The sequence below is a fragment of the uncultured Meiothermus sp. genome (assembly GCF_937863175.1).
GTDB lineage: Bacteria > Deinococcota > Deinococci > Deinococcales > Thermaceae > Meiothermus.
Window position 1 is genome coordinate 1 of sequence record NZ_CALMCQ010000019.1, and the last position, 13,974, is coordinate 13,974.

The following is a 13,974-nucleotide window of genomic DNA, read 5'->3' on the forward strand; positions in this document are numbered from 1 at the left end:
GCCAAAACCAGGTCGGCCAAACAAAAAGTGCGGACATTCTTTCGCGCTTTTGAACGGGCCGAGACCCTGGAAAAAGGCGTCAGGATGCTGGAGAAATACTTCAAGCGGCGGGGGCTGCCCAGACCGCTGGAAAGCCAGCTCGAGGAAGTGGGCCGCAGGCTCATCAAAAGCTCCTCGCCCGAAGATTTGTTCCTGGCCATTGCCGGGGGTCGGGTTGCCCCTCAGCAGATTGCCCGCATCCTGGCCCCCAAAACGGAAATCGTCACCCAGAAACCCAGGCCGGTTAAGAACGAGCTGGGCATCCGGCTGGAGTCCAACCTCCAGGTGCCCATCAAGCTGGCCAGTTGTTGCAGTCCCGCCAAGGGCGACACCATCCTGGGTTACGTGACCCGGGGGCGGGGGGTCACCATTCACAAAGCCAGCTGCCCCAACATGCGCCGCCTGATGGAGCACGATTCGGGGCGGGTGGTGCTGGCCTACTGGGAAGGGCTGGGCCGGGTGATGCAGCTCGAGGTGATGGCGGATGACCGGGCCGGGCTGCTGCGCGACATCATGGATGCCATCGCCTCGATGGGCAAGAGTGCGATGGGCGTGAACTCCAACCCCACCTCCCCCCTCTCTTCGCTGTTTCGCATCAGCACTCGAGTAGACCTGACCGAGGGCGAGCAAAAAGCGCTGGACGAGCGTCTACGCAACGTAACCAACGTGCGCACCGTGAACTGGTCGCAGGTGCTGTAGAGTTTAGAGCGTGGATTTTCAGACGGTTCTTTCGGCAGCCAGAGCTGCCGCTTTGGAGCTGAGGGAGACCTGGGACGAGCGAATGGAGGTAATCCTGCGCTACTGCACCCAGAGCCCCGGCTGGGCAGCTTTTCACGGCTACGGTAGGAAGAAGGCCGATCCTGGCGACCTCGACAACATGCGGGCCTATCTGGCGGTGTATCTAGAGCGCTACTTCCGCGCACGCCAAGAACGCCTCGGGCTCAAAGAGGTGTCTACGGTGGCGGATCCCGCAGTAGACGTGATCCTTCGGGTCTTCGCCGGGTTAAGCGAGAATCTGGATACTGTAGCCTTGCATCACAGACGATCCATGGCTGCCGAGAATCTGCTGGGAGAGTTGCTCGAGCGCTACCTGGCCGAACGTTTGGAAACCCGGGACTGGGTTTGGTGCGCCGGAAACACCGCTCGAGCGGTGGACTTCTTGCGCAATGACCTCTCAGTGGTTCTCCAGGTAAAAAACCGCAGCAACAGCGAAAATAGCTCCTCCTCGGCCATCCGCAAGGGCACCGAGATCATTAAGTGGTATCGGGTCAACGCCTCAAACGGCAAAACCAACTGGGAGAATTTCCCGCTGGCAACTCGAGGAGACGATTTTTCTGAGGACGACTTCCATGCTTACATTGAGGCCTACGCCAAGCGAAGCTGATACCATGTCCGATATGAACCTGGCTCACGTCTCGCTTTTTTCCGGTGCGATGGGACTGGATTTGGGCCTGGAGGAGGCCGGTTTTCGGACCGTTGTGGCAGTGGAAGTGGATCCCAGGTCGCAAGAAACCATTCGACTTAACGCCGCCCGATTGGGCAGAAAAATTGCGTTGTTCGGTGACGTAACCAAGGTATCCGCTGATGACATTTTTTCGTCCACCGGGCTTTATCGGGGCCAAATCGCCCTGGTCTCAGGCGGCCCTCCCTGCCAGCCCTTCAGCACCGCAGGACGGCGCGGAACCGTGCAAGACCCCAGGGGCAGTTTGTTCCGAGATTTCTTGCGGCTGGTAAAAGACCTGCAACCCCGGTTCTTCGTGATGGAAAACGTGCGCGGGCTGTTGTCAGCCCCCATCCGGCATCGCCCCCACCTCGAGCGCAACCAGCAGCACCCGCTCGAGGCCGATGAGCTTCCTGGCTCAGCCTTTAGGGTAATCCTGGACGAATTTGCTCAGATTGGCTATAGCTTCGTCTATGGGCTGCTAAACGCCGCCGATTATGGCGTACCCCAGACCCGTGAGCGGGTGATCCTGATTGGCAGTCGCGACCACGAACCCATCGCTCTTCCTGAACCCAGTCACTCCGAACAAGGCTTTCGCCTGCCCAGGTGGCGAACACTGCGCGATGCCCTGCAAAACCTGGACGACCCAGCCCCACAGTACCAGCCCTACCCCGAGTCGCGTCTGCAGTTCTTGCGCATGATTCCCGAGGGTGGCAATTGGCGGAGCCTGCCGATAGAACTACGCCAGGAGGCAATGGGCGGGGCTTACCTCTCGGGCGGCGGGAAGGTGGGGTTTTACCGTCGCCTGGCCTGGGATAAACCCTCACCCACCGTCACCACCAGCCCTGCCCAGAAAGCCACTGACATGTGTCATCCCAGTGAGTTGCGCCCTATTAGCGTGCGAGAAGCCGCCCGAATTCAAGGGTTTCCCGACGACTGGCTGTTCGCAGGCGGGCTGGCCGACCGGTATCGCCAGATCGGCAACGCGGTTCCGGTGGGTTTGGGCTTTGCTATCGGAAAGGCATTGCAGCAAGTCATCCTGGGCACTCCCAGCAAGCCCACCCAGCAGCTCGAGCTTTTCCCGGCCTGAACCTTTGGCTACCACCGCGTTCGAATGCCCCTGACCTTCTGGATCGCTCTGCCAATCGCCTTCGCTGTCGGCCTTATCGCCGAGCGGCTGGGCTGGCTCAAGCCAGGCTCGGCCTGGGCTGGGGCGCTGGTGGGTGGGCTGCCGCTGTGGGCGGGCGGGATTCCCGCCGCACTGGCGGTTATTTTTTTCGTCGTTCTGGGCGCCGTCGCGAGTCGGCTAAACCAGAAGAGCCGTGACCGCTCCGGCCGCACCGCGTTTCAAGTGCTGGCCAATGGATTTCCGGCTGCACTGGGCATTGCGCTGGGATCACCCACCTTTTTTCTAGCTGCGCTGGCGACCGCCGCCGCCGATACCCTGGCAACCGAGACCGGCAGCCGTGCCAGGTGGGCCTGGCATCCGCTCAAAGGGCGGGTGGAGACCGGAACCAGCGCTGCCGTTAGCTGGCCCGGCACCCTGGCCCTGGTAGGAGGTGCATGGCTGTTTGCCCCGTGGGCGATGTGGCTGGGTGTCCCTGTACTTGCGGTTGTGGTTGGCGGGATGGCTGGCGCTCTGGCCGATACCTTGTTGGGTTTGTGGGAAGATCGCTTTGCCTGGTGGAGCAACGACCTGACCAACCTGCTAGCCACCGCGACCGGCGGCCTGGTTGGATGGATGCTCACCTAGAAGGTTTTTCGCTTAGAGGGCCCGCCCATTCCCAGTCTACGACGGCGGCCTGGGTGCTGTGTCGAGCCAATTCAGAAAAGCACTTCTGCTCGAGCAGAACAGCCAAAGGGAATATTCGCGTCATCCGGTGGACTTGCTCAATTTAGATGGTCGTGCAGAACCTCGAGCAGCCGAGAGACCTCGAGGGGCTTGGTCAGGTAGGCTACCGCGCCAAGCCCGACCTGGTGTTCTATCTGCCCTGGCGAGGCGTCGGCGCTTAGAATCACCACCGGAATCTGCCGGGTGCGCGGCTCGCTTTTCAGGCGCAGCAGCACCTCCTGGCCATCCATATCACTCAGGTGCAGATCGAGCAGAATCAGGTCGGGCTGGTGTTGTTGGGCCAGCTCGAGGCCCAGTTGGCCCCGCATGGCCGTCAGCAGGCGCAACTGGGGGCGGCGCAGCAGGATACTCTCCACCAGCCGCAGATTGGCCAGGTTATCCTCGATGTAGAGCAGGGTATAGCTTTCGGCCCTGACGGGGTCTGGCCAGGAAGGCTCTGGGCCCGAAGGGCTGGGCGCAACGGCTGCCTGGGCCCGGGATAGTTCAAACCAGAAGGTGCTGCCCTGACCCGGCGTACTCTCCACTCCCAGCCGCCCGCCCATGGCCTCGATCAGATGCCGGGAAAGGGTCAGCCCCAGGCCGGTTCCCTCGCTGTCGCGCAGCCCCAGCCGGTCGAAGGGCATAAAGAGCCGGTGCGTCATGCTGGGGGGAATTCCGGGGCCCGTGTCGTGTACATTAAACCGCAGCTTCAGCTCTGCCGTTGGGTGGCAGTCCAGGCCAACCTTTCCTCCTTCGCGATTGTACTTAATGGCGTTGGAGAGGAGGTTGAGCAGTACCTGCAAAAGCCGCTGGCGGTCGGCCAGAACCTGGGTGCTCGAGCCGGGTGTGCTGGGGGTCTCGATCTGAATCCCCCGCGCATCGGCCAGGGGACGGCTGAGCTGGACTGCCTCTTCCAGCACCTCGCAGACCAGAACCGGCTCGAGCGAGAGCACCATGCGGCCCGCCTCGATCCGGCTGATGTCCAGTATCTCGTTAATCAGGCCCAGCAGGTGGCGGCCCGCCAGCAGGATGTACTCCAGGCTCTGGCGCTGGCCGGGTTCGCTGAGCTCGAGTTCTAGGAGCTGGGCAAAGCCCAGAATCGAGTTGAGCGGGGTGCGTAGCTCGTGGCTCATGCGGGAAAGAAACTCACTCTTGGCCTGGCTGGCTGCCTCGGCGATCTCGCGGGCCTGGCGGTTCCGCTCGGCCAGCACCCGCTCGGTGATGTCCTGCACGGTGCCAAAGCGTTGCACCACCTGCCCGCTCGGGTCGCAGACCGCGTGGCTATGGCTGACCACATGTTTCTCCGCCCCGGCTGGGGTGAGAATGCGAAACTCGAGCTCAAACGAGTCCTGCTGGCCGACGGACCAGGCCGTGAGCTGCTCTACTCGAGGCTGGTCATCGGGGTGAATCAGGCCCCAGACATCCTCCAGGCGGGATACCTGCTCCCTGGCCACTCCGTAGATTTCACATAACTCCTCGGTAAATGCCACCTGGTTGGTCTGCACGTCCCACTGCCAGCTCCCCAGCCTGGCAATGCGCTGGGTCTCGCGCACCAGAACCTCGCTGGCCCTTAGGGCCAGCTCTTGCTGCTTGTACACGCTAATGTCCTGCGAGGTGCCGAACAAACCAATCACCGCCCCGCTGGGGTCGTGAATGGGCTCGCTAACCTCGCGGATGAATTTGACCTGCCCATCCGGCAACACAATGCGAAACTCCAGTTCCAGCGGCCTGGCATTGGCAAGCTCCTCGCGGTTAGCCTGCTGCAACAGGGGCCGGTCGTCGGGGTGGACACACCGCAGAAAGGCCTCGAAACTGTGGCCAAACTCCTCCGGGCGCAGGCCAAATATCCGGTACATCTCCTCCGACCATTCCACCTGGTCGGTGTCGAAATAGTAGTACCAGTTGCCCACCCTGGCCACACTCTGGGCTGCTTTCAGGCCGGCCTCGCTCTGGCGCAACTGCTGCTCGAGCCGCTTGCGCTCGGTAATATCTTCCTTGATGGCAACAAAATGGGTGATCTGGCCCAAAGAGTCCCGCACCGGGGTTATCTGAAGGTACTCGTCGTAAAGGCTGCCATCCTTGCGTTTGTTGACCAGTTCGCCGCGCCAGGGAAGGCCGGCCAGGATGGTATCCCACAAATCCTGATAAAAGGCCGCGCTCTGCAACCCCGACTGCAAGATTCGGGGGTTCTGGCCCTGGATCTGCTGCACGCTGTAGCCGGTCAGGGTCGAAAAAGCCCGGTTGGCCCACTGGATATCGCCGTTCCGGTCGGCAATCACAATGGCCGTGGAGGATGCCTCCAGCGCCGCTGCTTGCAGGCGAAGCTGTTCCTGGTCTAGCCAGCTCTGGGTGATGTCTTCGGCGATGCCCGCTACCCGCAGGCGGTGCTCGCCTGGGCCGCCCGTAGGAAAGGCCCGGTCGCGGATCCGGCGCACCGTGCCGTCGGGCCGCAGAATGCGGTACTCCTGAACGCCTTTGCGCTGCTCGGCGGGTAGGGCATAGGCCGCTTGGACCCGGGCGCGGTCGTCGGGGTGAAGGGTCTGGTAAAAGAGCGACCCGCCCTGGAGGAAGTCGCCCACAGGCCGGCCCCAGACCCGCTCAAAAGCCGGGTTCAAATAGGCCAGCCGCCCATCGGGGTGGTTGATCCAGACCACGTCTTCCAGGTTTTCGGCAAACGAGCGGAATCGCTCCTCGCTATCGCGCACGGCCTGTTCGGCCCGTTTGCGCTCGGTGACATCCTGCACCAGCACCAGTCTGGCTGGCTTGCCGTCAAAGAGCAGCCGGTGGCTGACGACCTCCACATCCATCAGGGCGCCATCGCTTTTCTGGTGCCGCCAGCCGCCAGCCTCTACCAGGTCTGTCCTGGCCTGCTGCATATAGTTCAGCAGCCGGGGCAGTTCGTCTTTTGGGCGGATATCGGCGATGGTCATCCCCAGGAATTCGGTTCGGGAGTAGCCATATTTGTGCAGGGCAGCCTGGTTCACCGCCAGAAAGCCCAGGGTATCCAGGTCGTAGACCCACATCGGCTGGGGGTTGTTTTCAAAAAGCAAGCGGTATTTCTGCTCGCTCTGGTGCAGGGCTTCTGCGGCTTGCTGGCGCTCGGTAACGTCGAGGTGAATGCCAGATATCTGCAAAGGCAGGCCCGCAGCATCGCGCTCCACTACCCGGCCCCGTACCAGAATCCAGCGCCAGGTGCCGTCCTTGGCCCGCATTCGCTGAAGCAGATCGAAATGCCCTACTCCCCGCTGCAGTTGCTCCTGGTGCAGCCGCTGGGTTAAGCGCAGGTCGTCGGGGTGCAGCAACGACTCAAAAAAGGCCCGGGTCGGCTCGACCTCCTCGGGGGCATAGCCCAGCATGGTGGCCCAGGCCCGGTTTACCCGGTTGGTTCCACGGCGAAGGTCACTCGACCAGGTTCCCACATTGGCAGCCTTCAAGGCCTGCTCGAGTTGCTCAATTCGTTCATGCAAATCGGCTTCGCTCTGTTGGGTAGAGGGCTGCAGGTGAACGACCCAGAAATCGGGCTGGCCCTGCGGATCTTGGACTACCGACACCCCCAGGCTGACCCACAAGGGGCTACCGTCTTTGCGTGCAAAGCGGCTTTGCAGTTGAACGGACTGCTGGCTATCCAGGAGGGTTTGAAGATCCAGTGGCTCGTCGGGATGAAGGAGGTTTTGCAGCGTCTGGTGCTGAAGTTCTTCTGCGCTATAGCCCAGCAGCCGACAAAACGCGGGGTTGACCTCGAGCCAGCGCCCCTCTCGGGACAGTATACCCATTCCACACTCAACCCGGAGGAACGCTGCCAGGCACAGTCGTTCGCGTGAGGGTAGCGGAGCCTTGCTTGAATCGTTCATGGCACTCCTCAACTCCTGGCCTGCTTGCGAAACCCTGGCAACAGGAGGTCGCCTTTGCGGGCATGCTCGAGAAACACTTTGACCACCCGGGGGTCGAACTGGGAACCCGCCTGACGCTCTATTTCAGCAATGGCCTCCAGCTGAGACCAGGCCCGTTTGTAAGGCCGCTTGCTGACAAGCGCATCGAACACATCCACCACGGCAACAATACGGGCCTCGACTGGAATGTCTTCGCCGTTGCGGCCATCGGGATAGCCGCCACCGTCGTAGCGCTCGTGGTGGGAACGGGCAATGCCTTTGGCCATCTGCAGGTGAATAGACTTTCCCCCTTCCAGCAGCGAAGCCCCCACCACGGTATGGCTTTTCATGACCTCAAACTCTTCTGGGCTAAGCCTGCCCGCTTTGCGCAGGATTGCATCGGGTATCGCAATCTTACCAATGTCGTGCAGGGGGGCTGCCTGGCGAAGCACCTCCACCATCCGGGCTTCCAGACCAAGGGTCTGGGCGATTTTAGCGGCATTCTCGGCCACCCTGTGCACATGTTCTCCGGTATCGTCATCGCGGAATTCCGCTGCATGCGCCAGGCGGCGCAGCACATCTTGGTGGGCTTCCTGAAGCTCTAAGGTGCGAGCCTGTACAGCGGTCTCGAGGCGCAGGTTTTCGTCTTTGAGTTGCAGGTGCAAGATGCGGGTCTCGAGCAAGCGCCGCGCCCGCAGTACAACTTCCAGCAGGTCGAAAGGTTTGTGGAGGAAGTCTTTGGCTCCCAGATTCAGGGCGCGATGCTTGGCTTCTGGGGTGGTATCAGCCGTAAGAACAAGAACCGGCAAGTATTCCCCATTGGGCAGATACTCCGGTAAGGACTTGAGGATCTCAAAGCCATCCCGGTTGGGCATGTGTAAATCCAGCAGGATCAGGTCAGGCTGTAGCTTGTTTAGAAACTCCTCGACTCGAGTCGGATCGGTGGTTGCATACAGGCGGGTAAAGCCCACGCGCTCGAGGGTTCGTTGCAACAGCGCGACATTGGCCGGCTCGTCGTCAACAATCAAAACATTCATACTTTCCAGTTTCATGGATACCCCATATCCACAAATGCGGTTATCAATGTAAGTCAAATTACCAAAAAGTCAAGGTTAGAAGCCGCAACCAGACAACACGGTCTTCGCGCAGAGGCCAGCTTTGTACCAAACTCAGCCGCGAAACCCCCCGTCCCGGCTGGGCAGGTTGGGGACTTGCCGGCACACTCGGGCCGTGGCACTACAGAAATATACCCGGGTCAGGCGTCCCGAGCGCGAACCCGGCCTCCCCCGGGTCTTAGTAAATCTTCAGGATACTCCAAATTGAACCAGGGGCCGGGTTATTTGAACACCCCTCTCAAAATACCGCCGCAGTTATGCCGATTGTTCGGATAATAGCGATCCAGACGAAACTCTTTCGATTCACCCGACCCGAGACCGCTCGAGCCCGACTTCGGGTATCTCCGGGTCAATTTGGTTGGAATTTGCCTCCAGGACGGATCGGGACGACTTTTTGCAGCACCGTCACTGCCTCGGCACTAAACAAACCGATACCCCTGTTCGCTCCGCCCTACACTTGGCGCGGGAGGTCAATCTTGCAGACCGTTTCGCTTTCCAACTTACCAGGGGCGTCCATCGCACCCGGAAGAGAATGCGCGCTCTGCACAGGATTAGCGGCGGCGACGAGGACTGTTTTGCGGGATATCGAGAATAGTCGGAGCCTGTGGTGCAGTCCGGTTCAAGGAGGCTGGTTCGGCCCTTTGCTTCCGGACACGATATCTCTTTTGACAAGCTATGCCGTTGGCGTAGCCACGTTCGGAGGTGAAGATCCGTGAGTCCCAATCTGGGCACCAGGGGAAACGGGGAGCCAGTGGTGCAACCGACCGAACGCAGTTGCGTTGCTGTTGGTCGCAGGACGGTTCGTACCCGAAGAAAGCCACCAGACATCCTGGTGGCCTTGTTGGCCGTGCTGGCTCTGAGCGCTTGCACATCTGCCCCAAGCCCTTCCGTTTTTATCGCGCACCCCCAAACCTTGCCTTATATGGGCGGGCAGGTAGACCTCAACTGGAGTATCGAGGGAGCCAGCCTCTATACCCTTCGCAGCGAACCTCCACTGCCGGGCCTCCCCCTCCACACCACCCACTCTTCTGCCCGCATCCAGGTGAAAGGCCATACCAACCCCAGCCCCCAAAGCTATCGTTTGATTCTGGAAGCCAACACTTCCAAAGGCATCCAGCGCCTCGTCGTCTACCTCCGCAAGGATGGATCGTTGGCTTGTCCGACCAGGGTTGGCCCCCAGGCCCAGCTTCCCATGGCTCGACCCGAAGTTCTCGAGGTGGGGTTGGGCCGTTTTGACGTACCGCATGTGCCAGGACGGCTGATCGCCTATCGCAAGAACAGTCTGAGCCTGCAACACCATTCTGCCAGCGCACAACGCCTGGGGGCCCAGTGGGTGCAGGATCTGGGAGGTGGCTGGAGCCTGTATCGCACTCCACCTGGGCAAGAAGCCACGGTGGCCCAGCGTCTATACCAGCAAGGTTGGAGCCAGTATGTGCAGCCCGAGTACCTTTACCAGCCCAATAGCCTGCCTCTGCCTCCCAATAACCGGAGCTATCCGCTAGAGCAGGCCGCCTTGTTTCAGCAAATGAACTTTGAGGCAGCCTGGCAACAACTGGAAGTTGGGTGTGATTGGCCGGTGATTGCCGTGGCCGATACCGGGGTCTATACCCAGCGGGGCGACCTGGCCCCCAACCTCACCCCACCCCGTAGCTGGCTGGATGTGGTGGGCAGCGATCTGGACTATCCCCACCCGATCCAGGGAGTTGTCCAGCCGCACCCCGGCACTGGAGCCAGCCACGGAACCCAGGTGGCGAGCATTATTGCGGCTACTACCAACGATGGCTCGGCGCTGGCCGGTACAGCTTACAACCTGCTGCGGGTGCTGCCCATCAAGATTTTCGACGCGGAGCGGCGGGCCGGTACCCTGCAACTGGCCCAGGCGCTGGAGTATGCCGCTGGCGCTACCCAGATTGCAGGCCGGCTCTATACCAACCCCACCCCCGCTCAAGTGGTGAACCTGTCGCTTTCCATCTCCCAACCAGGGTTTCGTGACCTCTATCTCGAGCAGGTGCTCGAGCAAGTGACCCAGCAGGGCTTGATTGTGGTGGCCTCGAGCGGCAACGCAGATCTGGCCAGGGTGGGCTATCCTGCTTCCTCTCCTTTTGTTATTTCAGTGGGTGCAACCGATGGGAACAGAGAACGGGCTCAATGGTTCAGCGGCTTTGCTTCCAACTACGGTCCCGAGCTCGAGTTCGTCGCTCCTGGTACCGGTGTGCCGGTAGCCTACGGACCAACCAGTGGCGACTATGCCCTGGCTTATGGCACTTCCGCTGCGGCTCCTTTCGTCAGCACCACCATTGGGCTGTACCTCTTGCAACTGCAGCGGCTGGGCACCTCCTACGCCGGCAGCCCGGGTGAGTTTCTGGCCCAGGTGCGCAGGTGTTTGCAAAGCGCTGCGCAACATGGCGCCGCATGGAACAGTCAGGTCGGTTTTGGGCTCATTGATGTGGCCAGAGTGGTAGACCCAGGCAACCCAGTTTGCTTTCCCCAGGAGAACCCATGATTCACGATCCCACACGACACCACCAGTTTGTGATGTTGTTCGAAATTAAAAATGCCAGTCCTGCCAGTCTTTCTTCGCTGTCAAACCCCCTGTCACTGGCCCAGGACGTGCGCTACGGGTTGGTCATGGAAGAAGCCCTCCGACAGGCCCTCAATCTATACCTTCAACAAAAACTGGCCCTACCCATACTGAAAAATCGGTCGCCCCTCGTTCTCGATTTTAGCCCAGAGAGCAAAAATGCCCTTTGTAAGCAGTATTACAACCTGCGAATGTTTGGGGTCACCGACTCCGCAGGGCGCACCCTCATCCCGGGCCCGGTGCGCTTATCCCTGGCCCGCTCCATTGACCCCATTTTTCCGCTTTCCTCGGGGCGCAACACGGCCTATGGGCTCTACCGCATGCACGGGTACTACCACCCCAACGCTGGAAAGGAGAACGGGGTGAATGCGTCCGATCTGGAATCGCTCTGGCAGGGACTCTCTAATTTGTTTACCTCCGGCACCACCAGCTGGCCGGTCGCGTCGGCCATGCGGGGCCTGTGGATCTTCACCCACGAAACCAGCCCAGCCGAACCCATCCGATCCCGGGAGCTATTCAACCTGGTACAAACCCCAGCCCTGAGAGGCCAGGCTGGAAAATTCGAAGACTACACCATCCACTACCCACCGCCCGGTCACCTCGAGGCCGTGCCTGGGGTGTGCCTGACCTACCTGGCTTGAGGTCTTTATGAGTAAGAGTCTTCAGGAAACCGCTTGGTCAGCCGTAGCCCAGGCTCCATGGGCATGGCTTTTTTTGGCGCTGGTGGCTACTGGGACTGCCCTGCTCTTTACCCCGCTGGAACCCTACCGCCTGGTCTGGTTGGCTCTGCTGGTAGCGGCCCTGGGGGCCTACGGTCTAAAACCTGGCCTTATCACCGCACTTGCCGTTTCGGGAATCGATCTGCTGGTGCACAGCAGTTCACAGGTTTTTACCCTGGGGTCTACCCTGGGTCTCATGGCGGTCGCCTGGTCTTCGGATCGGGTGCGGCGGAGTCTAGCCCGTGCCTCCCAACAACAAGCCATGGCAGCAGGCCAGCTTGACCTGCTGGTTCGAGCCTTGCATGTCCTATCGGAGATTTCCAGCCGCGAACAGGTATTCGAGACCATTCCGGGCCTGCTCGGGGGATCCGGTGAGGGTAACCGCCTCTGGCTAAGGCAGCAGGGAAGGCTGTTGTCGCTCCCGGCGACCCACCCGGGCCTGGACGATGCCAGAGTCCACACCGCCGTTCATCAGGCTTACCAGGAGCAGGTGGTTGTATACCAGGTATCGGATCGCACCAAGCAGAGCCATCTTGCCCTACCCCTTTGCCAGTGCGGTGAAGTGGTTGCGGTCCTCGAGTTAAGGCGCACCAGGCCTTTCTCGCCCGGCGAGCGCGAGGGTTACGAGCATTTTGCTCGAGCCGTAAGCGACCGGCTAACCTGGGTTGCGGAGCGGGCCGAGGCCCAACTACTGAACCAGCTTTCCACTTCGCTGGCTTCGGCCCAGTCGGTATCTGGGGTCGCAAATCGGGCACTGGCCCTGCTAACCTCCTCGCTGGGAGTGCAAAGCGGCATGATTTTACGGCAGCAAGGTGACCAGATACGACTGGTTGGTAGCTTCGGTGTAGAAAAGCTGGTAGATGAGGCCTGGCTGCAGCAGCAGTTTTCCAATGCCGACTGTCTGATCTGGGAAGTCTACCGTACCGGGCGGCCGGTGTTTGTGGAAGATTTACCCCAGGATTTCTCGCATACTTCGGCTGCTATGTATCTCCATCGAAGCCTGGTGGTTCACCCGGTTGCGCTACCGGGTGCTTCACGAACTCGAGTAATGCTGTGTTTGACAGACCCGCAGCCACGGCAGTGGCTCCATTCCGAGCGGGAGCTGCTGGCTCGGGCCTGTCGGGCTGTGAGCCTGGCCATGGAAGGCGCGATGGCCCGTGAACGCCTGGAAACCGTGCTGGATTTGTCCAGGCGGGCTTCCCTGAACAACTCCGAACTCCTCTACCATCAAGTGCTGTCCTCTGCGGTGGAACTGATCCCTGGAGCTGGAGCTGGCAGTTTGTTGGTTCGAAAAGGCCAGCGCTTCTACTTTCAGGCCACGGCAGGGTATGACCTGGATAGCCTGACCAGTGTCTCGTTTAGTGAAGCGGATCATCTGCGCTGGTATGGTGGCGGGGTGGACGCATGGCAGCGCGGTGAGGCCCGCATCCTGTCCGACGACCAGGTCTCCATCCAGGAGGCAAGCGCCCGGAGTGCATCGGCTCCGATTGACCGCACGCAAGTAGAGCAGATTCGGGCCAACCTAGCGGTTCCAATCCTGTACCAGGATGAGGTACTGGCGCTGCTAAATCTGGATAACTGGCACGACAGTCAGGCTTTTGGCAGTGATTCGCTCGAGGCGGCCCGCTTTTTTGCCACCCCGGTCGCAACCCTGCTCCATGAGGCCCATACCCGCCAACGCCTGGAAGAAGCAGCCCTGACCGATTCCCTGACCGGCCTTGCCAATCGTAGAGCCTTCAATGTTTTTATTGATAGAGAGCTGATCCGCTCCAAACGGTATGGCCAGCCGTTTTCACTGCTCTTTCTGGACTTACAGGGCTTCAAGACCATCAACGACCAGCTAGGACATGCTCAGGGAGACCAGGCCCTGGTACTTGTGGCCCATGCCATGCGTCAGGCCCACCGCAAAAGCGACGGCTTATTTCGCTTCGGAGGCGACGAGTTTGCAGCCCTGCTCCCCCAGACTTCAGCAGAGCAAGCTGTCCAGGCCGCACAGCGGTACGCCAGTGCGATCCAGCAAATTGCCATCGAGGGCCTCGGCCTGGGGGTCAACATCGGTGTGGCTGCTTACCCCCTGGATGGAACCGATAGAGACATGCTGATGAGCCTGGCTGACGAGCGGATGTACACGGCCAAAAACCGCAAAATCAGTATTGTGCACGAGCCAGGTCTGGTAGGTGGTTAGCCACCAGGGCTCGAGGGTGTCGCGCTCCATTTCAAGCTTTTTACAGATAGAATACCACCCGCGACTGAGTTTGAAATGCCGTACAGGGCAGGTTTTTTGCCCCGCATTGCGGGGGCTGTGGCCCTTCTACTTGGAGCGGAGAAACCACAAAAACCAGAAGGCTCAAATCTTGCTTCCATCTAAACGGTATATTC

8 protein-coding genes, 1 pseudogene and 1 riboswitch are annotated in these 13,974 nt (G+C 60.5%); of the genes and pseudogenes, 7 read left to right on the forward strand and 2 right to left on the reverse strand.

Annotated features, from left to right (window positions below; all coding sequences use genetic code 11):
* From Q0288_RS00790 to Q0288_RS00805, 4 genes and pseudogenes are all read left to right on the forward strand, one after another.
* Positions 1-738, forward strand: a pseudogene (locus Q0288_RS00790) (GTP pyrophosphokinase); the annotation flags it as partial.
* Positions 739-748: 10 nt separating this feature from the next.
* Positions 749-1,423, forward strand: coding sequence for a SinI family restriction endonuclease (locus Q0288_RS00795; RefSeq protein ID WP_299425682.1), 675 nt, complete (start codon positions 749-751; stop codon positions 1,421-1,423).
* A 13-nt stretch (positions 1,424-1,436) separates the two neighbouring features.
* The gene (locus Q0288_RS00800; RefSeq protein WP_299425685.1) at positions 1,437-2,570 is read left to right on the forward strand and encodes a DNA cytosine methyltransferase; all 1,134 of its coding nucleotides are present in this window, start codon (positions 1,437-1,439) and stop codon (positions 2,568-2,570) included.
* Positions 2,571-2,594: 24 nt separating this feature from the next.
* Entirely contained in the window at positions 2,595-3,233 is a 639-nt protein-coding gene (locus tag Q0288_RS00805; RefSeq protein WP_299425688.1) for a DUF92 domain-containing protein, read from the forward strand.
* Positions 3,234-3,370: 137 nt separating this feature from the next.
* On the opposite strand, the gene Q0288_RS00810 is transcribed toward Q0288_RS00805, so the two are convergent.
* Entirely contained in the window at positions 3,371-7,162 is a 3,792-nt protein-coding gene (locus tag Q0288_RS00810) for a PAS domain S-box protein (protein ID WP_299425692.1), read from the reverse strand.
* Positions 7,163-7,170: 8 nt separating this feature from the next.
* Complete coding sequence (locus tag Q0288_RS00815; protein ID WP_299425695.1) at positions 7,171-8,232, reverse strand: HD domain-containing phosphohydrolase; 1,062 nt, start codon at positions 8,230-8,232, stop codon at positions 7,171-7,173.
* A 752-nt stretch (positions 8,233-8,984) separates the two neighbouring features.
* A riboswitch (cyclic di-GMP riboswitch) is annotated at positions 8,985-9,070 on the forward strand.
* A gap of 147 nt (positions 9,071-9,217) precedes the next feature.
* On the opposite strand from Q0288_RS00815, the gene Q0288_RS00820 reads away from it, so the two are divergent.
* From Q0288_RS00820 to Q0288_RS00830, 3 genes are read left to right on the forward strand one after another with little or no spacing between them, the layout of a single operon-like run.
* Positions 9,218-10,798: a S8/S53 family peptidase gene (locus tag Q0288_RS00820; RefSeq protein WP_299425698.1), complete on the forward strand. Its 1,581-nt coding sequence runs from the start codon at positions 9,218-9,220 to the stop codon at positions 10,796-10,798.
* A complete protein-coding gene (locus Q0288_RS00825) occupies positions 10,795-11,517 on the forward strand; it encodes a type I CRISPR-associated protein Cas7 (RefSeq protein WP_299425701.1) in 723 nt (240 codons plus the stop codon). The genes Q0288_RS00820 and Q0288_RS00825 overlap by 4 nt, the downstream gene beginning before the upstream one ends.
* A 7-nt stretch (positions 11,518-11,524) precedes the next feature.
* Entirely contained in the window at positions 11,525-13,780 is a 2,256-nt protein-coding gene (locus Q0288_RS00830; RefSeq protein WP_299425704.1) for a diguanylate cyclase, read from the forward strand.
* Positions 13,781-13,974: the final 194 nt, after the last annotated feature.

What these genes read in the sequence shown, in the direction of transcription:
- Q0288_RS00800 (WP_299425685.1), top strand. Translation starts at nt 1,437, where the DNA reads ATGAACCTGGCTCACGTCTCGCTTTTTTCCGGTGCGATGGGACTGGAT.
- Q0288_RS00805 (WP_299425688.1), top strand. Translation starts at nt 2,595, where the DNA reads ATGCCCCTGACCTTCTGGATCGCTCTGCCAATCGCCTTCGCTGTCGGC.
- Q0288_RS00810 (WP_299425692.1), bottom strand. Translation starts at nt 7,162, where the DNA reads ATGAACGATTCAAGCAAGGCTCCGCTACCCTCACGCGAACGACTGTGC.
- Q0288_RS00815 (WP_299425695.1), bottom strand. Translation starts at nt 8,232, where the DNA reads ATGAAACTGGAAAGTATGAATGTTTTGATTGTTGACGACGAGCCGGCC.
- Q0288_RS00820 (WP_299425698.1), top strand. Translation starts at nt 9,218, where the DNA reads ATGGGCGGGCAGGTAGACCTCAACTGGAGTATCGAGGGAGCCAGCCTC.
- Q0288_RS00825 (WP_299425701.1), top strand. Translation starts at nt 10,795, where the DNA reads ATGATTCACGATCCCACACGACACCACCAGTTTGTGATGTTGTTCGAA.
- Q0288_RS00830 (WP_299425704.1), top strand. Translation starts at nt 11,525, where the DNA reads ATGAGTAAGAGTCTTCAGGAAACCGCTTGGTCAGCCGTAGCCCAGGCT.